Raw genomic sequence first — 26,741 nt, 5'->3', positions numbered from 1 at the left:
CCAGGGTCCTATGGCAGGGCGCGTTCAGCTATCAAATAGGTAGCATTAGCCGGGCGGTGACCGAGGCCGCTTCCTCGCGCAGGGCCTGCAGCATGGGTGCCACTTCCGGCAGCGGCGGGCGGTACAGCGGCAGCAGTGCAGCCACGCTGAACGGGATGGAAAAGGCCAGCCGGCGCAGCACCAGGCGCTCATCGGCCTCGGCCAAGGCGGTGAGCGGGTTCACGATGGCGACGCCCAGGCCGTGCTGCACCATGGCGCAGACGGCGGCGGCACTGTGGGTCTCCACCCGCAGGGGGCGTGACACGCCGGCTTGCTCAAAGCATGCATCGATCTGGCGGCGATAGGGGTCGTCCGCGGAGAGGCTCACAAACGGCTGTCCGGCGAAGTCCTGCGGCAAAAGTACGGAGCGCTGCGCGAGCGCGTGGCCGGCAGGCACGACCGCGACCTCGTCCAGCGTGAGCAACACCTCGGCCCGCGTGCCCGGCGGCGCGGTGGTCTGTTCGGACAGGCCCACGTCGAAGCGCTGGGCGCTCATCCACTCTTCCAGCAGCGGCGACTCCTGCGGGGTGACCGACAACTGCGTCTGGGGGCGGGCCCTGAGAAGGCGCCCGGCAGCGCCGGGCAGCAGGGCATGCGCCAGCGCGGGCAGGCACAGCACCGACAGCTGCACCGCCCCGTCGCGCCCCAGGGTGACGGCACGGTCCACCACCCGCTCGAGCCCCTGCCAGGACCGCTGCACTTCGTCCCACAGCACCAGCGCGCGGGCATTGGCGCGCAGGCGGCCCTGCACACGCTCGAATAGCGCGTAGCCCAGCAGCGACTCGAGCCGGGCCAGCTCCCGGCTCACGGTCGGTTGCGAGCTGTGCAACAGGTCGGCCGCGCCCGTGGCGCTGCCTGCCGTCATCACGGCACGGAAGACTTCGATGTGCCGGTGGGTGATGCGCGAGGCCGGGATGGATTGCATGTCTGAAGCATATCGAATGTGAATGGTTGGCGGAAATTTTGGTATTTGATCAAATACTCTGTGGGAGGCATCATGCTGGGCTTGTCATTGCCGCCACGAGCCGGAGTCCTTCCCATGTCCAACCCCTTTTCCCCCGCCCAGCTGTGGGCCCTGGCCGACCAGTTCGGCACCCCCCTGTGGGTGTATGACGCGGCCACTATCCGCCAGCGCATCGCCCAGGTGTCCAACTTCGAGACTGTGCGCTTTGCGCAGAAGGCCTGCTCCAACATCCACATCCTTCGCCTCATGCGCGAGCAGGGCGTGAAGGTGGACGCCGTCTCGCGTGGCGAGATCCTGCGTGCGCTGGCGGCGGGCTATGTGGCTGGCGGCGAGCCGTCCGAGATCGTGTTCACGGCCGACCTGTTCGACGCGGCCACGCTTGACTGCGTGGTCGAACACGGCGTGCCGGTCAATGCCGGTTCCATCGACATGCTGCACCAGCTGGGCCGCCGCTCGCCCGGCCATGGCGTCTGGCTGCGCATCAACCCGGGCTTCGGCCACGGTCACAGCAACAAGACGAACACGGGCGGCGAGCACAGCAAGCACGGCATCTGGCACACCGACCTGCCAGCCGCCCTGGCGGCCATCGCGCAGCATGGCCTCAAGCTCGTGGGGCTGCACATGCACATCGGCTCCGGCGTGGACTACAGCCACCTGGCCGAGGTCTGCGGCGCGATGGTCAACCTGGTGCGCACCACGCATGCGGCGGGGCACGACCTGCACGCCATCTCCGCCGGTGGCGGCCTGTCCATTCCGTACCGCAGCGGCGACCCGGTGGTGGACACGCAGCATTACCACGGCCTGTGGGACGCGGCCCGCCAGCAGGCCGAAGCGGTGGTGGGCCACAAGCTGGGCCTGGAGATCGAGCCGGGTCGCTATCTGGTGGCCGAATCCGGCGTGCTGCTGGGCGAGGTGCGTGCCGCCAAGAATGCGGGCACCAACCGATTCGTGCTGGTGGACACGGGCTTCAATGAACTCATGCGCCCGTCGATGTACGGCAGCTTCCACGCCATGGAGCTGCTGCGCCGCGACGGCTCCGCCGCTGCTGCCGCTGCGCAACCGACGGTGGTGGCCGGTCCGCTGTGCGAATCGGGCGATGTGTTCACCCAGGGCGACGGCGGCGTGGTGCTGCCGCGCGATCTGCCTGCGGCCGAGGTGGGCGACCTGCTCGTGATCCACGACACGGGCGCCTATGGCGCATCGATGTCCTCCAACTACAACACGCGCCCGCTGATCGGGGAAGTGCTGGTGGACGCCGGCCAGGCCCGCCTGATCCGCCGCCGCCAGACCGTGGACGAACTGCTGGCGCTCGAACTGGGCCTTTGATGGCGGGCTGCTCCGGGGTGGGCGTGGGGCCGACACCCGGTAGGCACGGGACTACGCGCACGCGCAGTGCTGGCGCACAGAGGGGCTGACAGTGCAGCGATAAGGTGGAAACACCTCAGCACTTCACCCCCCTTATCAAGGAGTTCATCATGCCCATCATTGCCTGGCTTCTCGGCGTCCCACTGTCTGTTGTTCTGCTGCTCATGCTGCTTGGCGTTTTCTGATCCAGCCGCCCCCGCAGGGCAACTCATTCGCCGCAGAGCGCTCTTTCGCAGCGCGCTGCGGCGTTTTTCATGGTCCAGTGAACAACACCTTGGCGCGCGCCTCCCACCGCTCGCGCACGGCAGGCTGCCGTTCGTCGCGCTGCACAAATCCTGTCACGACATCTTCTGTGCATGCCGGTAAGCTGACAGCCTCAACCACCCACAGGACTGGCCTTGAGCCTTCACGCGCATTGCACATGGCCAGCCCCTGGAGCCTGTCCACACCGCCTTTGGACTGGCTCTGCGCCCACGGAGGCCGCCTATGCATGCCGAAGGACACACCATCGTCGAGCTCGCCTACCCTGGGGAGTATCTGAGCCGTCTGGGCGCTGTCGAAACCAAGACCTGCAAGATCCGCCTGTCTCGCAAGGGGCAAGGATTGCTTGCCCGCATGTACGCCAGCCGGGGCTATCACATGCAGGCCACGCTGTCGCATGACTGCGACCTGAGCAGCATCGTGGTGCAGATCGACGGGCAGGCCCAGGGGACGCTGTCGGTGCACATGGACGATGGCCATCTGGGAGCTGAGGAGCAGTACCCCGAATACGTCCAGGCCATGCGCGAGCGCGGTGCCCGCATCTGCGAGATCGGCAAGCTGGCCATGGACCCCGGTGTGCGCTCCAAGCAGGTGCTGGGCGCGATCTTCCACATCGGGTGCATCGTGGCCTTCCGCGCCCGCAGGGCCACGGACATCATCGTCGAGGTGAATCCGCGCCATGCACCGTTTTACCAGCGCATGCTGCGCTTCGACCAGCTCGGGCCCGAGCGCATCTGCCAGCGCGTGGGGGCGCCTGCGGTGCTGCTGCACATGAGCGCGGAGAAAGCGCGCCGGCTCATCGACCAGTTTGGCGGCAGGCCTGCCATGTCGAAGGAGGAGCGCAGCTTCTACCCCTACTTCTTCCACCCGGACGATGAAGAGGGGCTGCTGCGCAGGCTGTCTGTCAATCCGTGACGCAAGCTGCCGGGCTGCGCGTGGCCTTGCCTGGCGGGCGCCCGGTCAGGATGTTTTCTTCTTGGGCGGCGGCGCGGGTTTGCGCGCTGGCGCCGCCGCCGGGGCTGCAGGCGCGGCAACGGGTGCAGCGGCAGCGGCGGGTTTGGGGTGAACACGCTGGGCCACAGTCATTGGGGCGCCGCCGGCAAAACTCTCCAGGTTCTTGCCCATGGCCAGCTCCAGCTGCTCAAGGCGTGCCTGTGCAGGCGGGTGGGTTGCCAGGGCCAGTGTGAACATGGGGTTGTCGGGCGTGGCTGTGCGCAGCTGCTGCAGCACCGCCACCAGGCCGTAGGGGTCGAAGCCCGCGCGGGTGGCCAGTGCCACCCCGGTGCGGTCGGCATCGTACTCGTCGGCCTGGTCCAGGCCGCGTGCGTACAGGTTGCGACCGAGTGCCAGCACTTGGGACGCCACCAGGTTGCCCACGGCGTTGGTCTTGATCTGCGACGCCACGAGCTGCGTGAACATGCCCGACTGCGCGGTCTTGCGCATTGCGTGCAAGTGGTGCTTGGCGGTCACGTGCGTGATCTCGTGCGCGAGGATGCCGGCCAGCTCGGCTTCGTCCGCGCAGCGGTCGATGAGCCCCTTGGTAACGAACACATAGCCGCCGGGCGCGGCGAAGGCGTTGTAGCCGGCGTCGTCCAGCACGACGAATGTCCAGGGCAGGTTGGGGCGCTCCGATTGCAGGCTGATCCAGCGACCGAGCTGGTTCACATAGCGCTGCAGCGCCATGTCCGGATGCAGTGGCTTGCTGCCCAGCAGCACGGCGGCCAGCTGACGGCCGATCTCGATCTCGCGGGGCTCGTCGATGCTCTCTACCGAGCGGGTCAGCAGGCTGACGAGGTCATCGCCACGTGCCGCATTGCCGCCGCCGGTCACGGCGCCCAGCAGGCCGCCTGCACTGCTGTTGCTGCTGCCGCCGCCCAGCGAGTTGAGCAGGTTCATCACGTTCTGGCTGTGCCCTGCGGCAGGCAGCAGGCACAAGGCCAGGGCGGCACACGCCGCAGCCAGCCGCTGAGGCTTCATGAAGTTCGGTGATCGCATCGGTGCGGTCCTCAGTTGGGGCTGAAATTGGGGTCGGACGGGTTGGACGACGAGCCGCTGGCTCCCCCTCCCGAGGTCGGGCGGGCGGGCGCCGCAAGCGTTGGCACCGTGCGCGGCTGCAGCGCGGCGTTGGACGCGAACTGGCGTGCCTGGTCCGCATTCACCCGCAACGCTTCCGCCTGACCGACGGCAGCTGGGTTGGGCTGAGCATTGGCGATGTCTTCTGCACCCAGGCCTCGGATACCGACGGTCGATGTGGCCGTGGTGGTGGGGCCGCTGCTGCCGCCGAAGATGCTGCCCACGCCGCGCAGGCCGCTGGTGGCCGAATTGTTGCTGGCGGTGGCCGAGCCGGACTGCGGCCCGAGATCGAACATGTGCACCCAGCCCGTGGCGCCCTGCGGGGTGCTGACCTTGGTCCACGCGCCCTTGCGCTCGTTGCTGCGCGTGACGACCGTGTTGGCGTCCAGCGGCGCCACGCTGGCGCCGGTGTCGGCGGGGGAGTCGCGCAATTGCGTGGCGCGCTTGACCACGGCAGCTTCCTGCGCGTGCACGGCACCGGCCGTGAACGCCATTGCGGCCAATGCCAGCCCAGCGGCAAGGGCTCCGCGATGCAGCCAGTCCATCTTCAACTCCCCAATTTATGATGATTCGGTCATGCTGCAGTCGCAGCGTCAGAACAGGAGATTGTTATGGATTTGGGTATTGCAGGCAAATGGGCACTGGTGTGCGGCGCGAGCAAGGGCTTGGGCTACGGCAGCGCGCTGGCGCTGGTTCAGGAAGGGGTGAACGTGGTCATCAATGCGCGCAACGGCGATGCACTGGCGCACGCTGCTACTCAATTGATAGCGGAAGGCGGCCGTGCAGCCGGCGGTAGGGGCAAAGACGCTCCCAAGGTATTGGCCGTGGCTGCGGACATCACCACGCCCGAGGGGCGCGAGGCCGTGTTTTCTGTGGCGGGCGGGCCCGGCCGGGATTTCGACATCGTGGTGACGAATGCCGGCGGGCCCCCGACGGGCGACTTCCGCGACTGGAACCGCGACGCCTGGATCAAGGCGGTGGATGCCAACATGCTCACGCCCATCGAACTCATCCAGGCCACGGTGGACGGCATGGCGGCCCGGGGATTTGGCCGCATCGTCAACATCACCTCCAGCGCGGTGAAGGCGCCCATCGACATCCTGGGCCTGTCCAACGGCGCGCGCAGCGGGCTCACGGGCTTCGTGGCGGGGGTCTCGCGCAGCAAGATCGCGGCGCGGGGCGTGACCATCAACAACCTGCTGCCGGGCAAGTTCGACACCGACCGGCTCGCGGCCACCGTGAACGCCGCCGCCACCAAGGCCGGCAGGAGCGTGGACGAATTGCGGACCGCGCAGCAGGCACAGATCCCTGCCGGGCGCTACGGCACGGCGCAGGAGTTCGGCGCCATCTGTGCCTTCCTGTGCAGCCAGCAGGCAGGCTATATGACCGGCCAGAACGTGCTGGCTGACGGCGGCGCCTACCCCGGCACCTTCTGACCCGTGCCGCGGCTGGTGATTCGTGGCCCAGTGCTGCGGGTGCAGCCAGTCCTGTCGGCAGTGGGGGTTCTTCTGTGGTCAGGTACACCGTTGGGTTGATATAAACAAAACAGGGCCGCGGCAGCACCTGTTGTCTTCGTGGCTTTTTGCCGACAATCTTTTCGCTAGGTGGAAAAACTTGGTGAAAAATGTCGGCCTACCCGTTGCCATGTACTCAAGGCCCTTCCTGACCCATCGTCTTCGCCCTGCGTTCGCCAGTCTTGCATTGGCCGCGCTGTGCTGCCTGCCCCAGGCCGAGGCGCAAAGCCCTGCGGCTCCGGGTGGCGCCAGCGCGGTGGCGCCCTACCGCCTGCGCATCGTCGGCGGCCTGGCGGGCATCAACCAGTACACGCGGCAGGAGGAGCCCTTCTGGAGCAAGGAGCTCTCGCGCCTGAGCGGTGGGCGGTTCGAGGCCGAGATCGTGCCGTTTGACCGGGCGGGTGTTCCGGGCGCGGAGATGCTGCGCCTGCTGCAGCTGGGGGTCGTGCCTTTCGGCACCACGCTCATGAGCTCCTTCACCGCCCAGTATCCCGAGTACACCGCCCCGGACCTGGCGGGCCTGAACCCGGACATCGCCACGCTCAAGTCCACGCTGACCGCATTCCGCCCCTACCTGGAAAAAGCCCTGCGTGACCAGCACGGCGTGGAGGCGCTGGCGGTGTATGTCTACCCGGCGCAGGTGGTGTTCTGCAAGAAGCCGCTGCGCACGCTGGCCGACCTGGCGGGGCGGCGCACGCGCGTGTCATCGTCCACGCAGGCCGATTTCGTCGGCGCCCTGGGCGGCGTGCCGGTGCTGACGGGCTTTGCGCAGATCATGCCCAGCCTCACGGCCGGAAACACCGAGTGCGCGATCACCGGCACCATGTCCGGCAACACACTGGGCCTGCCCACTGTCACCTCGCATGTGCATGCGCTGCCGGTGACCTGGGGCCTGGCGATCTTCGGTGCCAATCAGGCCGCCTGGGAGGCCCTGCCGCCAGACCTGCGGGCGCTGTTGCGGCGTGAGCTGCCGCGGCTGGAGGCCGCCATCTGGGACGAGTCCGAGCGTGAAACCTCGAACGGCATGGCGTGCAACCGTGGTGCCCCTGCCTGCGTGGGCGGCCGCAAGGGCAGCATGGTGGTGGTGCCCGTGTCACCGCAGGACGAGCGCAGCCGGCAGGAGATACTGGCCTCCACCGTGCTGCCGCGATGGGTGCAGCGCTGTGGCGCGCGGTGCGCCCAGGTCTGGAACCAGACCATCGGTCCAGTGCGGGGCCTGACGGCGGTGCCTGCAAAGCCATGACGAGCAACCCACGCGCAAGGACAACGGCGACAGGCCGCACACCCCGGCCAAGGCGCCCGCGGCAAGACTGCATCCGCGTTGCCGGCGCATGCACTGAATGAGCGAGTCCACCACCCCGCTTCGTATCAAGGCCTTCGTCTGGGCCGCAGTGGCGGTGTTCATGCTGGCGGTGGCTGCCGTGTCTGCAGCGCTGGTGTGGAACGCCCGCAAGGTGGCGCTGGACGACAACGCGGCGCAGGCCACACGGTTCGTGGCAGGGGCCGAAGCGGCGCTCAACCGCTCGCTGCTCTCCGTCGATGTGCTGCTGGCGAGCCTGGATGAACTGCTGGGCCTCTCGGGCGCGATGAGCGACTGGATCGATCCGGAGTCCGCGAGCCAGCGGCTGCGCAGCTCTGCGCGGCAGAACCTCATGGTGCGGTACGTGGCGCTGCTCGATGCCCAGGGCAAGATCATCGCCTCGTCCGACGCCTCTGGCAGCGCGCTGGCGGTGCAATTGCCCGCCGGTTTCCTTGAATCGGTGCTCCAGCAGCCGGTCTCCACCTTGATGATCAGCCCGCCGGTCGTGAGCTTTGCGACGGCCGAGCGCGTGCTGTACTTCGCGCGCCACTTGCGCATGGCCGATAGCGCGCGCGTGATCGCCATTGCCGAGCTGCCGGTGAGCGCGCTCAGCTCGGTGCTGGTCCAGGGCGTGGACATCAGCGGCCTGCAGGTGACGCTGGAGCGCGCGGGCGGGCAGCTGCTGCTGAGCGTGCCCCACCGCGAGGAAAACGTGGCGCCCACACTCAGCCCGCCGCTGGCGGAAGCGGCGCTTGACGGGCCGTCCTGGAGCGCGCCGGCCCGCCTCAGTGGTGAGCCTGCGTTCGTGGTCTACAGGCCCATCCTGTACCAGGACCTGCGCATCTCGGCGAGCGTGCCGCGCAGCGATGCGCTGTCTGGGTGGCGCCAGCAGAGCACCGCGATCGGGCTCACGGGCATGCTGTTCGCCGCCATGATCCTGGCCGCCGGCTGGCTGGCGCTGCGGTATCTGGACCGGCTGTCGCAGGCGCGGATCGCCATCGCGCAGTCCAAGGCCACGCTCGACCAGGCGCTCGAGTCCATGGTGAGCGGATTTCTGCTGCTCGATGCACAGAACCGAGTGGTGCAGTGGAACAGCCGGTTCGAAGAGATCTTCCCGTGGATGCGCACCGTGATGGCGCCCACGGTGCCCTTTCGCCGCGTGATGGAGGAAACCTCCAGGCACCATATGCCGCGTGCCAGCGATGATGAGCGCATGCGCTGGGTGGAGCAGCGCCTTCTCAAGCAAAACCAGCACCTGGAGCCGCACGAGCAGGTGCTGCCCAACGGCCGCACCATCCAGATCACCGAGCGCCCCACGCCCGAAGGTGGGCTCGTGATCACCTACCACGACGTGACGGCCCTGCGCCGCGCGAGCGCCGAGATCGAGAGCCTGGCGTTCTACGACCCGCTGACCAACCTGCCCAACCGCCGCCTGCTGATGGACCGCATGCAGCAGGTGATCGCTGCCAGCGTGCGCAGCGGGCAATACGGCGCGCTGCTGTTCCTGGACCTGGACCACTTCAAGACGCTGAACGACACCCTGGGGCACGAAGTGGGCGACATGCTGCTGCGCCAGGTGGCCGAGCGTCTGAAGACCTGCGTGCGCCGCGAGGACACCGTGGCGCGGCTGGGGGGCGACGAGTTCGTGGTCATGCTGCACGAGCTGTCGCTGCACAGCGAAGAGGCCGCCGCGTACGCCCGCCGCGTTGGCCAGAAGATCCTGCGCAAGCTCAACGTGCCGTATTCGCTGAACGGGCACACCCACCACAGCACCCCCAGCATCGGCGCCACCCTGATGGGCGGCACGCTGCAGCCATCGGTCGATCTGCTCAAGCAGGCGGACATTGCCATGTACCAGGTCAAGTCACAGGGCCGCAACGCGCTGTGCTTCTTCGACCCTCAGATGCAGATCGCGATCAGCGTGCGCGCGCAACTCGAAAGCGACCTTCAACTGGCGCTGACGGGACGCCAGTTCGTCTTGCACTACCAGCCCCAGTTCCATCTGGACGGCCGCATCGTCGGCGCCGAAGCCTTGATCCGCTGGCAGCACCCCGAGCGTGGCCTGGTCGCGCCCGGTGCCTTCATCAGCGTGGCCGAAGAGAGCGAGCTCATCGTGCCCATGGGCCACTGGGTACTGCGCACCGCGTGCGAGCAACTGGCACAGTGGCAGAACGACGCCCGCTACCGGCACGTGCAGCTGTCCGTCAACGTGAGCGCACGGCAATTCCGCCAGCGCGACTTCGTGGCCCGCGTGGTCGAGGTGCTGCGCGAGACCGGCGCGCGGCCCCACCTGCTCAAGCTGGAGCTCACCGAGTCGCTGGTGCTCGACAACGTGGACGACACGGTGGCCAAGATGGGCCTGCTCAAGACCAAGGGCGTGCGCTTTTCGGTGGACGACTTCGGCACGGGCTACTCGTCGCTCGCCTACCTCACGCGGCTGCCGCTCGACCAGCTCAAGATCGACCAGTCGTTCGTGCACAACCTCGGGGTGCGGCATACCGACGACGTCATCGTGCAGACCATCATCGGCATGGCCCGCAACCTGGAGCTGGACGTGATCGCAGAAGGCGTGGAGACACCGGCGCAGAAGGCCGTGCTGGCCGAGTACGGCTGCCAGCTGTTCCAGGGCTATCTGCTGGGCATGCCGGGGCCGGTGGCCACGTTGGAGGCCTTGCTGCGCACGGCAGCGGGCGAAGAAGACGCTGCCTCGCCGGAGGCTCGCTCATAGCATGCCTGGTTCGGCAGCTGCCTTGCTGCCGGTGTCGAAGGGGCCCGTGCAGCGTCGGCGGCCGCGCGCTAGGCCTTTCTGGAAGAGACGACGATCCCGCCCACGATCAGCGCGAACGCCACGCCGTGAAAGAGTTGCGGAGTCTCTCCCAGGAACGCGGCGGACAGGATGCCGGCGAACAGCGGCGTGAGGTTCACGAAGAAGCCCGCAACCGCAGGCCCTGCGCGCTGCACACCCACTCCCCAGAAGCGGTAGGCCAGCACGGCGGGCCCCACCGCGATGAACACCAGCGCGGCCACCAGCGGCCAGCCCCATGTCGCGTGAAAGTGGCCCGTGGCCCACTCCACGCCCGCAAAGCTGCCGGACCACGCCAGGCCGAACACCATCTGCGCCATCAGGAAAGCAGCCCAGTCGCCACGAATGCGGGTGGGCTCGGTGGTGCGCGAGAGCAGCCAGCTGTAGAACGCCCATGAGATGGTGGCCAGCATCATGAACAGGTCCCCTGGCACGAGGCGGAAGGCCAGCAACTGCGCCCATTCCCCCCGGCTGAGCACCAGCAGCACGCCGCAGATCGACAGCAGCGCGCCCAGCAACTGGCGCTGCGTCACGCGCACGCCGAAGAACAGGCTGCCCACGGCCAGCATCCATACCGGCATGCTGGAGCCCACCAGCGTCACGTTGATGGGGGTGGAGGTCTGCAGCGCCATGTACTGGAACGCGTTGTACAGGCCGATGCCCAGCAGCCCCAGCAGCGCATAGCGGCGCCAATGTGGCCACAGCGGGCTGTCCTTGCGCAGCACGCCGTGCGCCAGCGGCAGCAGTACGCCGAAGGCCAGGACCCAGCGGATGAAGTTCAGGGCGATGGGCGAAATCAGCTCGTGCACTAGCCGTCCCACCACGGCATTGCCGGCCCACAGCATCGGCGGAATCACCAGCATCGCCGCCGTGCCGGGCGTCAGTTTTTGTGTCATGGGGCTGCACTGTAACGGTGCGCTGCCGGCAGTGCTGCCCGGTGTGCCAAAGTCCTTGGCGAATGGCGGTTGCCCGCGGGCGGCAAGGGGACGGGATTCGTGGCAGGATGGCCGCCGTTGTTTTGCATCCCCCATTCCAGGAGACCCAGTCCATGAGCCTTGCCGTCCAGATCCGCCAGCACGGCGGTCCCGAAGAACTCCACCTGGCCGATGTCACCGTGGGCGCGCCCGGCCCCGGCGAGATCCGCATCCGCCACCACGCCATCGGCCTGAACTTCATCGACGTGTACCACCGCACGGGCCTGTACCCGCTGAAGATGCCTGCGGGCATCGGCATGGAAGGCGCCGGTGTGGTCGAGGCGGTGGGCGAGGGCGTCACGCACCTGAAGGCGGGCGACCGAGCGGCCTATGCCAGCCAGCCGCCCGGCAGCTACTGCGAAGTGCGCGTGATGCCCGCCAAGACGGTGTGCAAGCTGCCCGACGCCATCAGCTTCGAGACCGGCGCGGCCATGATGCTCAAGGGCCTGACAGCACAGTACCTGCTCAAGAAAACGCTGCCGGTGGAAGGCCTGCAGCCCGGCGACCATGTGCTGTTCCACGCTGCTGCGGGTGGGGTGGGCCTGATCGCCAGCCAGTGGGCCAAGGCGCTGGGCCTGCAGCTCATCGGCACGGCAGGCTCCGACGCGAAATGCCAGCTGGCCCTGGCCAACGGCGCGGCGCACGCCATCAACTATCAACAAGAGGATTTCGCGGCCCGCGTGAAGGAGATCACCGGCGGCAAGGGCGTGAAGGTAGTCTACGACTCGGTGGGCAAGGATACGTGGGACAAGTCCCTCGACTGCCTGCGGCCCTTCGGCCTGATGGCCAGTTTCGGCAATGCCTCGGGCCCCGCACCGGCGTTCGCGCCCGGCTCCCTCGGTGCCAAGGGCTCGCTCTACGTCACGCGCCAGACGCTGTTCACCCACATCGCCACGCGCGAGAGCACGCAGGCCATGGCCGACGACCTGTTCGCGGTGGTGGCCAGCGGCCAGGTCAAGATCCACATCGACCAGCGCTACCCGCTGGCCGATGTGCAGCAGGCGCACCGCGACCTCGAAGCCCGCAAGACCACTGGCTGCACCATCCTCACGCTGTGAGCGCTGTTGTGCAGAACCTGTCGTTCGAGGCCTGGGTGGCGGGCGCGCGGCAGTCCGCCCGGCGCCCGCCTGCGCAGCCCCGCCAGCCGTTGGTGGCGGCGGGGCAGGTGGTGGGGTCGCTGGCGGAAGGATTTTTGAACCAGATCAGCCACCAGCGCTTGCTGGATAAGCGCTATAAGCTATCAAATAAGGAGCATTCGGGTGCCATGGCATGGTGCCTCGATGTGCCTGCCGATGCCACGACCGATGCGCTCAACACGCTGGCGGCGGCTGTGCGCGACGCGGGGCTGTGCGGCCCCTGGCGCGACGAGCAACTGGCTGTGTGCAACCCGGCGGGCCAGGTCGTGGGCACGGTGGAGCGCGGCGCCGTGCGCGTGCTGGGCATCACCACCCGCGCGGTCCACCTGGTGGGCCTGGCGCCTGATGGTCGCATGTGGGTGCAAAAGCGCTCCATGACCAAGCCCAACAACCCCGGCCTGTGGGACACGCTGATGGGTGGCATGGTGTCGGCCGCCGACACGCTGCCCGAGGCGCTCGCGCGTGAAACCTGGGAAGAGGCGGGACTGCGGGTAGGGGCGCTCACGGCCCTGCGGCACGGCGGCCATGTCGACTTCAGCCGCCCCAGCCGCGAAGGCGGTGGCGCGGGCTACATGCTCGAGCGCATCGACTGGTTTCGCGCCGAGGTGCCCGAAGGCATGCAGCCCTGCAACCAGGACGGCGAGGTCGAGCGGTTCGACCTGTTGCCGACCGATGCCGTGCGCGATCAGGTGGCGCAAGGCCTTTTCACGCTGGAAGCCGGGCTGGTGATTGCGGGGTTTCTGGGGCTTTGACGGATGGATCCGTGGGCAGGCAGCCCAGCCCCAGCAGCGTGGTCCGCACGGCCTCGTCGAGCGGCGTGTGGGGCTCGGTGCCCAGGACGGCCCGCAGCTTGTCGTTGGCCATGCGCACGGGCTCGCGCCACAGGTAGCGCATCTCGCGCAGTTCGCGCAAGGTGGCCACGAACGGCGAAGCCAGCGCGACCAGCCACCATGGAAACGCACGCACAGCGGGCTGCGCGCCGCCGCTGGTCACCACGGCGCGGCGGATCGCGCCGGCCATCTGCTGGCCGTCCGCGTCCCAGTGCCCGGCCATGTGGAACGGGGCGAACCCCGGCAGGTCGGCACGTCGCTCGATCAGCTGCACCATGGTGCGCGCCACGTCGGGCAGGTAGGACCACTGGTGGCCCACGCCGGCATTGCCTGGCAGCGAGACCATGGCGACGGGCCTGCCGGGCTTGACCAGGCCCTGCGCGAACCAGCTGTTGCCCACCTGCGGCCCGAAGTAGTCGCCCGCACGCACGATGATCACGCGGCAGGTCGCAGGCGTCAGCGGGTGCGGCACGGTGGCCTGTTGCAGTCGCCGTTCCAGTTCCACACGCACGGCGCCCTTGCGGGTCAGGGGGCGTTGCGGCGCGTCTTCACGCAGTACCGGAAACGCATCGGGCCCGTAGTTGTAGACCGTGCCGGGCAGCACCACCGAAGCGCCCACGGCGGTGGCGGCGGCGATGGTGTTGTCGATCATGGGCAGCACCAGCTCGCCCCAGCGCCGGTAGCCCGGCGGGTTGACGGCGTGCACGATCACGGCGCAGCCCTCGGCGGCGGCCAGCACGTCCTCGGGGCGCATGGCGTCGCCGCGCCGCCACGCCATGCCGTCACGCTGCTCGCCCGCATGCGGTGCACTGCGGTGCAGCGCCACCACCTGCCAGCCCGCGCCGCGCAACTGTCGCGCCACCTCGCCACCGATGCCGCCCGTGGCGCCCAGAACCAGAACCTTGTTGCCGTGTGCCATCAGACCACTCCTCGAAACTGTTGCGATGCAGGGCAGTGTGCGCGGGGTGTCGGCAAAATGAAATTACTGAAAACAGGTGCGAGGCTATACATTTATGTATGACTCAAGCATCCCATGATCCGGTTGGCTGGGAGCTGTACCGCTCCTACCTCGGTGTGTTGCGCGAGGGCTCGCTCTCCGGCGCGGCCCGCGCACTGGGCGTGACCCAACCCACGGTGGGCCGCCATGTCGCCGCGCTGGAGCAAGCGCTGGGCCTCACGCTGTTCACCCGGTCGCAGCAAGGCCTGCTGCCCACGGAGGCGGCCCTTGCGCTGCAGCCGCACGCCGAGGCCATGGGCCATTCGGCGGCCGCCCTGGTGCGGGCTGCCAGCGGCCACGGCGACGGTGTGCGCGGCACGGTGCGCGTGACGGCCAGCGAGGTGATCGGCGTGGAGGTGCTGCCCCCCATCCTGGCGCAACTGCAGGCCGACCACCCGGCACTGCGCATCGAGCTGGTACTGAGCAACCGCGTGCAGGACCTGCTGCACCGCGAGGCTGACATCGCCATCCGCATGACCGAGCCGCGCCAGGAGGCGCTGATCGCCCGGCGCGTGGGCGTGGTGGACATCGGGCTTTACGCGCATTCCCGCTACCTGCAGGCGCACGGCATGCCTGCATCGCTGGCGGACCTGCAGCACCACCGCCTCATCGGGTTCGACGAAGAAACCCCGTTCCTGCGCACAGCCCGCAAGGCCGTGCCAGCCTGGCGCCGCGAGTCGTTTGCCTTGCGCAGCGACAGCGACCTGGCGCAACTGGCCCTGGTGCGGGCGGGGTGCGGCATCGGTGTGTGCCAGGTGGCGCTGGCGCGGCGCGCGCCCGAGCTGCTGCGCGTGCTGGGGCCGCAGTTCGCGGTAGGGCTGCAGACCTGGGTGGTGATGCACGAAGACCTGCGCAGCAGCCCGCGCTGCCAGCGCACTTTCGAGGCGCTGGCGCGGGGGCTGCAGCAGTACATCGACGGCGCCGCCTCCGCGGGGCAGTGACGGGGCCATGACGGGGCTGTGACCCGCCGGGGTGGCCACGGCTACCCGGCGCCCGTGCGTTGCGCCGCCACCGCCTTCACCAGATCCCACGCGGCCTGCGCGATGGGCGACAGCGCGCGGTTGCGGCGGTGCACCAGCATCACCTCGCGGTCCACGCGCGGCACCAGCGGGCGCACGGCCAGGCGGGCCAGGCCTTCCGGGGGCAGGGCCAGCGTGGGGATGACCGAGATGCCCAGGCCCGCGTCGAGCATGCGGAAGATGGTGGTGGGGTGGCCCACTTCCTGCGCCACGGTGTGGGCCACGCCGTGTTCGGCCAGGGCGCGGTCGATCAGGCGGCGGCTGCCGGAGTCGTGGTCCAGCAGCACCAGGGGCTCGCCCTGCAGGTCGCTCCAGCGCACCTGGCGCTTGCGGGCGAGGCGGTGGCCGGGCAGGCATGCCAGGCAGAACGGCTCGGTCAGGATGCTCTCGCAGTGCAGCGCGTCGCGCTCGCCAGGGTCGATCACCACGCCAAAGTCCACCTCGCCCGACAGCACGCTGGCCAGCACCGCGCTCTGCATGCGGTCCAGCAGCACCAGCTCCAGCCCCGGCAGGCGCACCTGGGCCTGTGCGATGCAGTCGGGCAGGAGGTTGGCCGACAGGGTGGGGCTGCTGGCCACGCGCACGCGCCCGCGCCGTTCGGTGGCCATGTCCTGCACATCCTGCAAGGTGCTCTCCAGCTCCTCCAGCACCCGGGGCAGGCGGGCCGCCAGGCGCTGGCCGGCGGCTGTCAGCGTGACCTCGCGGGTGGTGCGGTTGAGCAGCTGCAGGCCCAGCTGGCCTTCCAGTTCGGTGATGGACCGGCTCACGGCCGGCTGCGTGAGGCCCACGGCGTCGCCGGTGCGGCTGAAGTTGCGTGTCGTGGCCACGGACTGGAAGACATGCAGTTGACGCAGGGTGACATTCATGCGCATGAATCATAAATCCATCAGAGAAATCCATTTCTCTTTTCAATCTGCCACCTTTCCAATAGCCGAACCGCCCGATGTTCTGCCCGCCTGGGCAGGGGTTACCGGGCCGGATCTGCTTGTTCTGCTTTTTTGGTGGTGTTCCATGGCCCGTTCCCGATTTCTCCCCGACAACTTCACGCTCGCCCTGCTCGGCACGGTGGCCCTGGCAAGCCTGCTGCCCGCGTCAGGGGCTGCGGCCCAGTTCTTGGAGGGGGCTACCTTGGCGGCGGTCGCGCTGCTGTTCTTCCTGCACGGCGCCAAGCTCTCGCGCGATGCGATCGTGGCGGGGCTGTCGCACTGGCGGCTGCACCTGATGGTGGTGGGCAGCACGTTCGTGCTCTTCCCGCTGCTGGGCTGGGCGCTGCGGCCGGTGCTGCTGCCGCTGGTCACACCGCAGCTGTATACGGGCGTGCTCTACCTGTGCGTGCTGCCGGCCACGGTGCAGTCGGCCATTGCGTTCACCGCCGTGGCGCGGGGGAACATGCCGGCGGCCATCTGCAGCGCGTCGGCCTCCACGCTGCTGGGCATCGTGATCACGCCGATGCTGGTAGGGCTGCTGCTGCCCGAGGCCCAGGCGCACGGTGCGGCGGCGCAGCAGGGCACATTGGCCAACATCGGCCGCATCATGCTGCAGTTGCTCGTGCCTTTCGTGGCCGGCCACCTGCTGCGGCCCTGGATCGGCGGTTTTGTGCAGCGCCGGGCGGCGGTGCTCAAGTATGTGGACCAGGGCTCCATCCTGCTGGTGGTGTACACCGCGTTCAGCGCTGCGGTGGTGCAGGGGCTGTGGCGGCAGCTGCCCCTGCCCGCGCTGCTGGGCCTGGTGGTGGTGTGCGCGGTGCTGCTGGCCCTGGCGCTGGGCCTGACCACCTGGACTGCGCGGCGCATGGGCTTTTCGACCGAGGATGAGATCACGCTGGTGTTCTGCGGCTCCAAGAAGAGCCTGGCCAGCGGCGTGCCCATGGCCAAGGTGCTGTTCGCATCGCACGCCGTGGGGGCCATCGTGCTGCCGCTGATGGTGTTCCATCAGATGCAGCTGATGGTGTGCGCCGTGCTGGCCCAGCGCTATGCTCGGCGCAGTGTGCAGCCGAATGATGCTACTGAAAACGTAGCTGTCAGCGCTTGATGGGAGAGCGTTGCAGGCCTTTTTTGGCTCAGGCCTGGTCGTTCAGCGCGCGCAGGCGGCTGGGTGCCAGCGCCCCTGCGGATTCGAGAATGGGGTAGGCCACCGAGCACAGCAGCGAGTTGATGCGCTTGAGCTCGCTGATCAGGTCGATGTGCAGCGAACTGGTCTCGATGCTCTGCACCGTGTTGTCCGACAGGCGTGCGAGGTGGGTGGCCGAGTAGGCGTGTTCCAGGTCGCGAAAGCGTGCTTTTTCTTCCAGCAGCTTCTGCGCGTCGCGCACGCTGCCGTTGAGGAACACGCTCATCGCCAGCCGCAGGTTGTCGATCAGGCGAGCGTGCAGCTCGTTGATCTCTTCCATGCCGGCTTCGGAGAAGCGCCGACCCTTCTTGATCTTCTTGTCCTCGATGTCGATGAGCACGCGCTCGATGATGTCGCCGATCTGCTCCATGTTGATGGTGAAGCTGATAATGTCCGCCCAGCGCCGGCCCTCTCGCTCATCCAGCGCCTCGCGCGAGATCTTGGTCATGTAGTACTTGATGGCCGAGTACAGTCCGTCCACCTCGTCGTCGAGCTTGCGCAGCTCTTCGGCCAGCTTGATGTCGTCTGTGCGGATCACCTTGTGCAGCCCGAGCAGCATGGACTCGACCACGTCGGCCTGGTGCAGGGCCTCGCGCGCGGCGCAGGAGATGGCGAGCGACGGCGTGGCCAGCGCGGACGGGTCCAGATGCTGGGGCCGCGCGCCGGCGGCGGCCTCGGCCTTTTCCTGCGGCAGCAGGCGCTGCACGGTGCGCGCCACGGTGCCCGTGAGACTGATGCAGACAATGCCCACCACCAGGTTGAAAGCCAGGTGGAACAGTACGACCAGCGAAGCGATTTCGGGCACGTAGGGCCGCACATGCTCCAGCCACAGGCCGGTGAGCGGCGTCATGATGACCACGCCGATGATCTTGAAGAACAGGTTGCCCAGCGGCACCTGGCGCGTCTGCACGTTGGCTTTCATGGTGGTCAGCACCGCCAGCACGCCGCTGCCCAGGTTGGCTCCCAGCACCAGCCCCAGCGCCACGTCGGGCGGGATGCCGCCCGAGCCGGCAAGCGCCGCGGTGAGCAGCACGGTGGCAAGGCTGGAGTACGCGACGATGGCCAGCAGCGCGCCGGTGAAGATCTCCAGCAGCAGGTCGCTGGTGAGCGCCCCCAGCAGGGTGCGTACCGTGGGCGACTGGGTGAGCACGGTGGTCGATTCGGTGATCAGGCGCAGCGCCAGCAGCATCAGCCCCAGGCCGATCAGCACCCGCCCCACGCGGCCCACGGCGGTGCCCTTGCGCGCGGTGAACAGCACCACGCCGACGAAGATCAAAAGCGGCGAGAGCCAGGACAGGTCCATGGAGAACACCACCGCCATCACGCTGGTGCCCACGTCGGCGCCCAGCATCACGGCCAGCGCCGCAGGCAGGCTGACCAGCCCCTGGCCCACGAACGAGGACACGATGAGCGCCGTGGCGGTGCTCGACTGCACGACGGCCGTCACCCCGATGCCCGAGAGCACGGCGGTGAACCGGCTGCTCACGCTGTGGGCGATCAACTGGCGCAGGTTGGCGCCGAACACGCTCAGGATGCCGGTGCGCACCAGGTGGGTGCCCCAGATCAGCAGCGACACGGCTGCCAGCAGATTCAAAAGATGCTTCATCGAAAGACCGTCGTTTCTTTTCTTCTTCTTGTTGGTTGCGCTCGCAAACAGCATGCCCCCGGCCCGCTGAGGACACAAGGTGCATGTCACGTGGTATCTGAACGGTTGTTCAGAGGGCGACGTTTACATTTTTGTGCCCGGAGGCGGTGGCAGACAGGTGCAGGTCTGCGGTGCCGGGCTGCGCGACTTCCGGGGCAGGCGGGCACAAATCCTTGCACGCGCCGGCCTTTGTCACAAAACTGACACATAAGCATACTCCTGATTCCATAGCGTGGGGGGATGCCCATGTTGCGCCAGGGGTACGGGCGGGCAGCCGTGGCGGGGACGGCAACAGACTGCAATGGCAAGCCCCAAAAGGAAACGGCCCGCACGGGGCGGGCCGGGAGCGAATGCGCGGTGCGCAGTCCGGTGGCGGCGCGCGCTGTCAGCGTGCGTGCGCCCGCTCGCGCCGCATCCGCAGCAGCTCGTCCAGGATCAGGCAGGCTGCCCCGACGCTGATGGCCGTGTCGGCCAGGTTGAACGCCGGAAAGTGGCCGCCAGGGAACATGCCCGACAGGAAGTCCCAGTGAAAGTCCAGGAAGTCCACCACGTAGCCGTGCATCAGCCGGTCGACCACATTGCCCACTGCGCCGCCCAGGATGCTGGCCAGCGAGAAGCAAAACAGCTTCTGCCCCGGGTGTGCGCGCAGCTGCCACACGATGAAGATCGTCGCCGCCACGCCGATGCCGGTGAACAGCCAGCGCTGCCAGCCCCCCGCATCCGCCAGGAACGAGAACGCCGCCCCGGTGTTGTGCGCCCGCACGATGTTGAAGAAGCCGGTGATGAAGGTGGAGTCCCCCAGCCGGTAGTTGTCCAGGATGAGGGTCTTGGTGATCTGGTCGGCCACCAGCAGGAACACGGCCCAGGCCAGCCAGGGCCAGATGCTGGGGCCCGAGCGCCTCGAGGGGGAGGTGCCGCGCGCCATCACGCGTGCCTCCGGTTCTCGCCCGTGCCGTACAGGTTGCTGGTGCAACGGCCGCAGATGGTGGGGTGCGCCGCATCCTGGCCCACATCGCCGCGGTAGTGCCAGCAGCGCTCGCACTTGGCATCGGAGCTGGGCTTGACGCTTATCTGCAAAGCGCTGCCAGCTACCAATTCGATAGCAGAGGTGATGAACACAAACTTCAGGTCGTCGCCCAGGCTGGCCAAGAGCGCGTGGTCCTCGGGGGCTGCCGTCAGCACCACGTTGGCCTGCAGGGACGAGCCCACCTGGCCGCCCGCGCGCAGGGCCTCGATCTCCTTGTTCACCACGTCGCGGATCTCGCGCAGGCGGCTCCACTTGGCCAGCAGGCCTTCGTCGGCACCGGCGATGGATCCGTAGGTTTCCAGGAAGATGGAGTCGGACGAGCCGAACACCTTCCAAGCCTCTTCGGCCGTGAACGAGAGGAACGGCGCCATCCAGCGCAGCATGGCGTGCGTGATCTGGTAGAGCGCGGTCTGCGCGCTGCGGCGCGCCAGGCTCTTGGGTGCCGTGGTGTACAGGCGGTCCTTGAGCACATCCAGGTAGAAGCCGCCCAGGTCTTCGGAGCAGTACAGCTGCAGCTTGGCCACCACGGGGTGGAACTCGTAGACCTTGTAGTGCGCGAGCACGGTGGCCTGGAACTCGGCCGCGCGCGTGAGCGCATAGCGGTCGATCTCCAGCATCTGGTCGAAAGGCACGGCATCCTTGGCCGGGTCGAAGTCGCTCACGTTGGCCAGCAAGAAGCGCAGCGTGTTGCGGATGCGGCGGTAGGCGTCGACCACGCGCGCAAGGATCTTCTCGTCGCCTGCGATGTCGCCCGAGTAGTCGCTCGCGGCCACCCACAGGCGGATGATCTCGGCGCCCAGCTTCTTGTTGATCTCCTGCGGGTCGATGCCGTTGCCCAGCGACTTGCTCATCTTGCGGCCCTGGCTGTCCACGGTGAAGCCGTGGGTCAGCAGGCCCTTGTAGGGCGCACGGCCTTCCAGGGCGCTCGCCAGCAGCAGCGAGCTGTGGAACCAGCCGCGGTGCTGGTCATGGCCTTCCAGGTACAGGTCGGCCTCGGGGCCGCTGTCGTGGTGCACATCGGGGTGTGTGCCGCGCAGCACGTGAAAGAAGGTGGAGCCGGAGTCGAACCACACTTCCAGGATGTCGGTGCTCTTGGTGTAGCAGACGGCGTCCTCGGCGCCCAGGATCTCCTCGGGCGTCACGCGGCTCCAGGCCTCGATGCCGCCCTTCTCGACTATTGTTGCCGCCTGGTCCATGATCTCCATGGTGCGCGGGTGCAGCTCGCCCGAGTCCTTGTGCAGGAAGAAGGGGATGGGCACGCCCCAGCTGCGCTGGCGCGAGATGCACCAGTCGGGCCGGTTGGCGATCATGTCGTGCAGGCGGGTCTTGCCGTTCTCGGGGTAGAAGCTGGTGTGCTCGATGGCGTCCAGCGCGATCTGGCGCAGCGTCTTGGCGGGCTTTTCGCCGGCCTTGGTGAACACGCCTTCGCCTTCGTCCATGCGGATGAACCACTGCGCCGCGGCGCGGTAGATCACCGGCGTCTTGTGGCGCCAGCAGTGCGGGTAGCTGTGCGTGATCTCCTTGGTGGCCATCAGGCGGCCGGCATTGCGCAGCGCCTCGATGATGACGGGCACGGCCTTCCAGATGTGCTGGCCGCCGAACAGCGGGAAGTCGGGCGCATAGGTGCCGTTGCCCTGCACGGGGTTCAGGATGTCGTCCAGGGCCAGGCCGTGCGATACGCAGGAGTTGAAATCCTCCAGCCCGTAGGCGGGCGAGGAGTGAACGATACCGGTGCCGTCGTCGGCCGTGGCGTAGTCGGCCAGGTACACGGGCGAGAGGCGGCGGTAGCCGGCATCGACGTCGTACAGCGGGTGCTCGAAATCCAGGCCGCCCAGGTTCTTGCCGGCGGTGGTGGCCAGCACCTGGCCGGTCAGGCCGTAGCGCTCCAGGCACGAGGCCACCAGCGGCTCGGCCACGAGCAGCAGGCGCTCGCCGGCATCCACCAGCGCGTAGGTGATCTCGGGGTTCAGGTTGAGCGCCTGGTTGGCGGGGATGGTCCAGGCGGTGGTGGTCCAGATCACCACGAAGGCGTCTTTCGTCAGCGCGGGCAGGCCGAAGGCCGCCGCCAGCTTCGCCGGTTCATGGGCCTTGAATGCCACATCAAGCGTGGTGCTCTTCTTGTCGGCGTATTCGATCTCGAACTCGGCCAGCGAACTGCCGCAGTCGAAGCACCAGTACACGGGCTTCAATCCCCGGTACACGAAGCCACGCTCCATCACGCGCTTGAACGCTCGGATCTCGCCCGCCTCGTTGGCGAAGTTCATGGTCTTGTAGGGGTTGTCCCATTCGCCCAGCACGCCCAGGCGCTGGAAGTCGCCCATCTGCTGCGCGATCTGCTCGGTGGCAAACGCCCGGCTCTTGGCCTGCATGTCGTCGCGGGACAGGTTGCGGCCGTGCTTCTTCTCGATGGCGTTTTCGATGGGCAGGCCGTGGCAGTCCCAGCCGGGCACGTACAGCGCGTCGAAGCCTTCGAGCTGGCGCGCCTTGGTGATCATGTCCTTCAGGATCTTGTTGACCGCGTGGCCCATGTGGATCTGGCCGTTGGCGTAGGGCGGGCCGTCGTGCAGGATGAACTTGGGCGCGCCCCGGCGCGCATCGCGCAGGCGCTTGTAGATGCCCTTTTCGTCCCACTCCTTGACCCAGCCCGGCTCGCGCTTGGGCAGGTCGCCGCGCATGGGGAACGGGGTGTCGGGCAGGTTCAGGGTGCTGCGGTAATCCGGTGCGGTGGATTCGGGGCTGGCGTTGTCGGACATGGGGGAGCCTTAAAACGGGGCATTCCGGGGCAGGCCCGGAGCAAATGCGGGAAGCAACAAGGAGGGGCGAACGGTTTCCGGCCTGCAGGGCAGGCGCTGCGCAGGCAGCCCCCTAAATTCGGTCGCGCGTGGTCTGGCGCCGGGTCTCGGTGTGGTTGGTGGCTGCGTGGGCCGATGCGAAGTAGGCGCGCGCATCGGCACAGTCCTTGGCGATGCCCTTCGTCAAGGCATCCAGACCGTCGTACTTGAGCTCGTCGTGCAGTTTGTGCAGCAGTTCCACGCGGACGATTTTACCGTACGCCCCTTCCGGGCCCAGTTCGGCGGGCCATTGCAGGCAATGGGTTTCCAGCAGCACGCGCCCGCCATTGACGTCGTCGGGATCGAGCGAGGGGCGCACGCCCAGGTTGGCCACGCCCTGCAGAGGGGCTTCTCCCAGGCCGTGCACCAACACCGCAAAGATGCCGCTGGCGGCGGGCTTCCAGTGCGCAAAGCGCAGGTTCAACGTTCGAAACCCGTCGCCGGCGCCTGCGCCGGTGGCGCCCAGCTCCCGGCCGAGCTTGCGCCCGTGCACCACGTGGCCGGAGATGGTGTAGGGCCGCCCGAGCAGGCGCGCGGCCGATTCCATGTCGCCACGGGCCAGCGCCTCGCGCACAGCCGAGCTCGACACCCTGAGGCCGTGCACCTCGTAGCTGTTCATGCGCGCCACGTCGAAGCCCCGGGCCTGGCCGGCGGCGTCCAGCATGGCGTAGTCGCCCGCGCGCTGGCGCCCGAACCGGAAATCGTCACCCACCAGTACATAGCGCGCGCCCAGGCCGCGGATGAGCACCTCGTCGATGAACTCGGCCGGTGACTGGGCCGCCAGCCGCGCGTCGAACGGCAGCACCACGGTCTGCTGCACGCCGCAGCGCGCCAGTTCGGTGAGCTTGTCGCGCAGCGTGCCGATGCGCGCGGGCGCCAGCTCGGGCTTGTTGTGGGCGCCTGCGAAGTAGTCGCGCGGGTGGGGCTCGAAGGTCAGCACGCAGCTCTCCACCCCCCGGTGCGCAGCCTCGCTGTTGAGCAAGGCCAGCATCGCCTGGTGGCCCCGGTGCACCCCATCGAAGTTGCCGATGGTGAGCGCGCAGGCGTTGGCGATGCCTCGGTGGTGGAATCCGCGGAAGATCTTCATTGGTTTGTTATCTTTTTGATAGCAGCACGCGCATATCCATCAAGCGCAGGACGTCAATATGTCATCGAAACGGAGTATATTGTGACCGAGGGGCCTTCCAGAGCAGGGTGGCCCGCGAGACATCCGCGTTCCGATTGCTAGGGAGCCTCTGTACGAATCGGGCGGCAAGTGGGCGCTGCGGATTGGGATGGGCTGCAAGGCGTAAAGCGCAGCAATAGCCGTAGCTATTGCAAGCATTTGCAACGCCGCAGACCGCCCGAGACCGCAGATGCACACGGCGCGCCGATTCGTGCAGAGGTTTCCTGGTGTTCATTCTTGTTCCAGGAGGCGTGTTTTGAAGGTCTTGAAGCTGTCGGCCCAAGGGCTGCCCCAATCTTGGATTTCGCTCGAACAGGCGGTCATCCACTACGCCGCCGACGAGGTGCGCTGGGAATCGGGCGCCCACATCGCCCTGTACCGCGGCGGGCACAACGCCGTCACGGGCGAGCAGTCGGTGATCGCGGTGAACAGCATCATCGGCACCAAGGGCGTGCCGGGCATCAACCCGTTCGGCCTGAAACCCAGCCTGACCAACAGCAAGCTCTTCGCCCGCGACCGCAATGTCTGCGCCTACTGCGGCGGCCACTTTCACGAAGAAGACCTCACGCGCGAACATATCGTGCCCTTTGCGCGCAACGGGCAGGACCACTGGATGAACGTGGTGACCGCGTGCCGGCCATGCAACCACCGCAAGGGCCCGCGCACCCCCGAGCAGGCCCACATGCCGCTGCTGTACACGCCCTATGTGCCCAGCCTCTGGGAGGACTTCATCCTGCGCAACCGGCGCATCCTGGCCGACCAGATGGAATTCTTGATGGCCCATGTCCCCAAGTCGTCCCGTCTTCTTGCTTAGGGCAGCGGTCAATACGACCCCGCTGGCGTCGTTGCTCGGTCTTGCCGTACTGGGGCCTGCCTACCCTTTTTCGGGCATCGCGTTGCCCGGCCTGGGGGCTGGTTGCAAGGCGCGCGTGCGCAGCAAGGCAGGCACCTTGCAAGTGCGGGCAACGCCGCAGGCAGTCCCCAGGCCGAGCAACCCGGAGGGAAGGCCCTTGCCGGCGCGCCACTCGTCGTTGCGCTGCGTGCGTGTGCAAAAGGCACACGCGGCGTCGCGCGCCTAGATTGGCAAGCGGGCAATGGCCTTCGCGACCCCGAAAAGAGGGTAGGCAGGCGCTCAGTACTGCCCGCGACCGGGCGCCTAGCCATCGGGGCCGTCTTGGCCGCTCTGGGTGGTGCGCAGCGCGGAGTACAGACACCGCACTGCGCCCGTCACTTCGTCACTTCAGTAGGTCAGCTCCAGAAGCACCACATGGCCGCTCGCCGCAGGCCATGTCTGTCCCACCACGCGCTCTCCGTTGAACTCGGCGGCAATCGGGCGCTGTCCGCCTGCGGGTTTGACCTTGGCGGACGCTACACCGGCGCCGGCCGGCACGCCTGCGGGCGCCGCGCCGTCCAGCAGCATCTTGTCCCGCGCGGGGTCCAGGTAGCCACGGGGCCGGGTGAGGGTGACGATGGCGTCTGCGCCCTTGTCGGCGTCGGCGATGCGCTCGGGGCGCAGGTGGATCAGATCGCTGCTGCGCGGGAAGCCGCTGCGGTAGATGTGGGTGGTGGCATAGCCGGGGGCCGACACCACGAACTCGTGCGGCACGCCGGGCTGGGTGGCCAGCGGTCCCCAGGTGCCGTCCGCGCCGACCGTTTTGCGCAGCAGGGGCCCGCCGGCGCGGGCGCCGGTGGCGGGGTCGGTGGCGTAGACCACCAGCTGAGCGCCGGCCAGGGGCAGGTTGTTGCTGAAGTTGCCGGTCTTCGCGTCGGCGGAATCCACGCCCAGGCCCGTGATCTTGCCGTTCAGCACCACGGATTTTTCAGCGGCGATGTCGACGCGCGCCGGGGCCTTGCCGGTGATGAAGCGGTAGGTGGCTTCGAACGCGGCGGCCGAATACGAGGTCTCGCGGTGATCGATGCGCGGGATCACGACATTGGTGGCCCCCTTGAGCTCGGGCCCTGCGGCGGTGACGTTGGTGGGCGTGCCCTTCTGGCCGATCCACAGTCCATCGGGCTGCGCGAACTTGTCGTTGCCGTCCGAGCGGATGGTCATCCATTTCACCGGGCCGCCCACCTCGTCGCCGGCGGCGTTCTTGGGCGCATTCAGGCCGGTGAGGAAGGGGCCGGTGCCCGAGAACTCATTGCCTTCTCGAAATCCGGGGATGGCCCACACGCCATGGTTGGGCGTGCCGCCAAGGATGGCGTGGCTCACCGCTCGGTCGCCGCCGCCGTTGTAGACGTAGTTGCGGATCGCGTTGCCGCCGCGCGAGTTGCCCACCAGCACCACCTGGCGGGCGCCGGTGCGCTGCAGCACCTTGTCCACCTCGGCCTTCAGGTAGGCCATGTGCTCGGCCGCCGAGGTGCGGCCCGGCTGCGGCTTGGCGTCGTCATCGCGCGAGAGCGGGTAGGGCAGGTCGATGGCGTGCAGGCGCTCGCGCGGCCAGCCGTTGGACTCGAAGCGCCACACGGTGGCCTGCCACAGTGCGGCGGTGTCGCCGTTGCCGTGCACGAAGACGATGGGCGGCGCTTCGGCGAGGCTCGGTGCGCGGGTTGCGCAACCCGCCAGGGCCAGTGCGGCGGCCGCAGCGGCGCCCCACAGAAGCGATCGGCGGGGCAGTGAAAACGTATTCATCGCAAGAGCTCCAGAAAAGAAAAAATGCCCGTGGACCGGGGAATCCACGAGCATCGT

General features: G+C 68.0%; 21 protein-coding genes. 10 read left to right on the top strand and 11 right to left on the bottom strand.

What is annotated here, in order from left to right:
• Positions 1-31 precede the first annotated feature (31 nt).
• Positions 32-964, bottom strand: coding sequence for a LysR family transcriptional regulator (locus KW835_RS22135; RefSeq protein ID WP_218386446.1), 933 nt, complete (start codon positions 962-964; stop codon positions 32-34).
• A 114-nt stretch (positions 965-1,078) separates the two neighbouring features.
• On the opposite strand from KW835_RS22135, the gene lysA reads away from it, so the two are divergent.
• Both lysA and KW835_RS22125 read left to right on the top strand, forming a co-directional pair.
• A complete protein-coding gene (gene lysA, locus KW835_RS22130; protein WP_218386445.1) occupies positions 1,079-2,329 on the top strand; it encodes a diaminopimelate decarboxylase in 1,251 nt (416 codons plus the stop codon).
• A gap of 525 nt (positions 2,330-2,854) precedes the next feature.
• Positions 2,855-3,544, top strand: coding sequence for a long-chain N-acyl amino acid synthase (locus tag KW835_RS22125; protein WP_218386444.1), 690 nt, complete (start codon positions 2,855-2,857; stop codon positions 3,542-3,544).
• 45 nt (positions 3,545-3,589) lie between these two features.
• On the opposite strand, the gene KW835_RS22120 is transcribed toward KW835_RS22125, so the two are convergent.
• On the bottom strand, positions 3,590-4,624 hold the full coding sequence (locus KW835_RS22120) for a M48 family metalloprotease (protein WP_218386443.1): 1,035 nt from the start codon (positions 4,622-4,624) through the stop codon (positions 3,590-3,592).
• An 11-nt stretch (positions 4,625-4,635) separates the two neighbouring features.
• Positions 4,636-5,247 carry an SH3 domain-containing protein gene (locus KW835_RS22115; RefSeq protein WP_218386442.1) on the bottom strand — a complete coding sequence of 204 codons (612 nt, stop codon included), beginning with the start codon at positions 5,245-5,247 and terminating at the stop codon, positions 4,636-4,638.
• 66 nt (positions 5,248-5,313) lie between these two features.
• Here KW835_RS22115 and KW835_RS22110 point away from each other — a divergent pair, with 66 nt between their 5' ends.
• The 3 genes from KW835_RS22110 (at position 5,314) to KW835_RS22100 (ending at position 10,244) form a co-directional block, all read left to right on the top strand.
• The gene (locus KW835_RS22110; RefSeq protein ID WP_218386441.1) at positions 5,314-6,138 is read left to right on the top strand and encodes an SDR family oxidoreductase; all 825 of its coding nucleotides are present in this window, start codon (positions 5,314-5,316) and stop codon (positions 6,136-6,138) included.
• 208 nt (positions 6,139-6,346) lie between these two features.
• The gene (locus tag KW835_RS22105) at positions 6,347-7,459 is read left to right on the top strand and encodes a TRAP transporter substrate-binding protein (RefSeq protein WP_255593805.1); all 1,113 of its coding nucleotides are present in this window, start codon (positions 6,347-6,349) and stop codon (positions 7,457-7,459) included.
• A gap of 97 nt (positions 7,460-7,556) precedes the next feature.
• Entirely contained in the window at positions 7,557-10,244 is a 2,688-nt protein-coding gene (locus tag KW835_RS22100) for an EAL domain-containing protein (protein WP_218386440.1), read from the top strand.
• A 68-nt stretch (positions 10,245-10,312) separates the two neighbouring features.
• Here KW835_RS22100 and KW835_RS22095 read toward each other — a convergent pair whose 3' ends face one another.
• Entirely contained in the window at positions 10,313-11,215 is a 903-nt protein-coding gene (locus KW835_RS22095) for a DMT family transporter (protein ID WP_218386439.1), read from the bottom strand.
• A gap of 152 nt (positions 11,216-11,367) precedes the next feature.
• Here KW835_RS22095 and KW835_RS22090 point away from each other — a divergent pair, with 152 nt between their 5' ends.
• Together KW835_RS22090 and KW835_RS22085 are read left to right on the top strand one after the other, a co-directional pair.
• Positions 11,368-12,351, top strand: coding sequence for a quinone oxidoreductase (locus tag KW835_RS22090; protein ID WP_218386438.1), 984 nt, complete (start codon positions 11,368-11,370; stop codon positions 12,349-12,351).
• Positions 12,348-13,181, top strand: coding sequence for an NUDIX domain-containing protein (locus KW835_RS22085; protein WP_218386436.1), 834 nt, complete (start codon positions 12,348-12,350; stop codon positions 13,179-13,181). The genes KW835_RS22090 and KW835_RS22085 overlap by 4 nt, the downstream gene beginning before the upstream one ends.
• Here the strand turns inward: KW835_RS22085 and KW835_RS22080 are convergent.
• Positions 13,135-14,178: an NAD(P)H-binding protein gene (locus KW835_RS22080; protein ID WP_218386435.1), complete on the bottom strand. Its 1,044-nt coding sequence runs from the start codon at positions 14,176-14,178 to the stop codon at positions 13,135-13,137. The two genes, KW835_RS22085 and KW835_RS22080, sit on opposite strands and share 47 nt — an antisense overlap.
• A gap of 98 nt (positions 14,179-14,276) precedes the next feature.
• On the opposite strand from KW835_RS22080, the gene KW835_RS22075 reads away from it, so the two are divergent.
• Positions 14,277-15,197, top strand: a complete 921-nt coding sequence (locus tag KW835_RS22075; RefSeq protein WP_218386434.1) for a LysR family transcriptional regulator — start codon at positions 14,277-14,279, stop codon at positions 15,195-15,197.
• A gap of 41 nt (positions 15,198-15,238) precedes the next feature.
• Here KW835_RS22075 and KW835_RS22070 read toward each other — a convergent pair whose 3' ends face one another.
• Complete coding sequence (locus tag KW835_RS22070; RefSeq protein WP_218386432.1) at positions 15,239-16,141, bottom strand: LysR family transcriptional regulator; 903 nt, start codon at positions 16,139-16,141, stop codon at positions 15,239-15,241.
• Between the two features lie 145 nt (positions 16,142-16,286).
• Here KW835_RS22070 and KW835_RS22065 point away from each other — a divergent pair, with 145 nt between their 5' ends.
• Positions 16,287-17,306, top strand: coding sequence for a bile acid:sodium symporter family protein (locus KW835_RS22065; protein ID WP_218386430.1), 1,020 nt, complete (start codon positions 16,287-16,289; stop codon positions 17,304-17,306).
• Between the two features lie 28 nt (positions 17,307-17,334).
• Here the strand turns inward: KW835_RS22065 and KW835_RS22060 are convergent, their stop codons facing one another.
• From KW835_RS22060 to KW835_RS22045, 4 genes are all read right to left on the bottom strand, one after another.
• Positions 17,335-18,990 (bottom strand): Na/Pi cotransporter family protein, encoded by a 1,656-nt coding sequence (locus KW835_RS22060; protein ID WP_218386429.1) that lies wholly within the window; start codon positions 18,988-18,990, stop codon positions 17,335-17,337.
• Between the two features lie 424 nt (positions 18,991-19,414).
• Positions 19,415-19,954, bottom strand: a complete 540-nt coding sequence (lspA, locus tag KW835_RS22055) for a signal peptidase II (RefSeq protein ID WP_218386428.1) — start codon at positions 19,952-19,954, stop codon at positions 19,415-19,417.
• On the bottom strand, positions 19,954-22,809 hold the full coding sequence (gene ileS / locus KW835_RS22050) for an isoleucine--tRNA ligase (RefSeq protein ID WP_218386427.1): 2,856 nt from the start codon (positions 22,807-22,809) through the stop codon (positions 19,954-19,956). Before ileS ends, lspA begins: the two co-directional genes overlap by 1 nt.
• A gap of 112 nt (positions 22,810-22,921) precedes the next feature.
• Positions 22,922-23,974, bottom strand: coding sequence for a bifunctional riboflavin kinase/FAD synthetase (locus KW835_RS22045; protein WP_218386425.1), 1,053 nt, complete (start codon positions 23,972-23,974; stop codon positions 22,922-22,924).
• Positions 23,975-24,308: 334 nt separating this feature from the next.
• Between KW835_RS22045 and KW835_RS22040 the strand changes: the two genes are divergently transcribed.
• Complete coding sequence (locus tag KW835_RS22040) at positions 24,309-24,866, top strand: HNH endonuclease (RefSeq protein WP_218386424.1); 558 nt, start codon at positions 24,309-24,311, stop codon at positions 24,864-24,866.
• Between the two features lie 426 nt (positions 24,867-25,292).
• On the opposite strand, the gene KW835_RS22035 is transcribed toward KW835_RS22040, so the two are convergent.
• Positions 25,293-26,684 (bottom strand): alpha/beta fold hydrolase, encoded by a 1,392-nt coding sequence (locus KW835_RS22035; protein ID WP_218386422.1) that lies wholly within the window; start codon positions 26,682-26,684, stop codon positions 25,293-25,295.
• Positions 26,685-26,741 lie beyond the last annotated feature (57 nt).

Source organism: Acidovorax sp. sic0104 (assembly GCF_019219095.1).
Lineage (GTDB): Bacteria > Pseudomonadota > Gammaproteobacteria > Burkholderiales > Burkholderiaceae_C > Acidovorax.
Note: the sequence above shows the minus strand (reverse complement) of the source record. Positions and strands in the feature narration are given on the sequence as shown.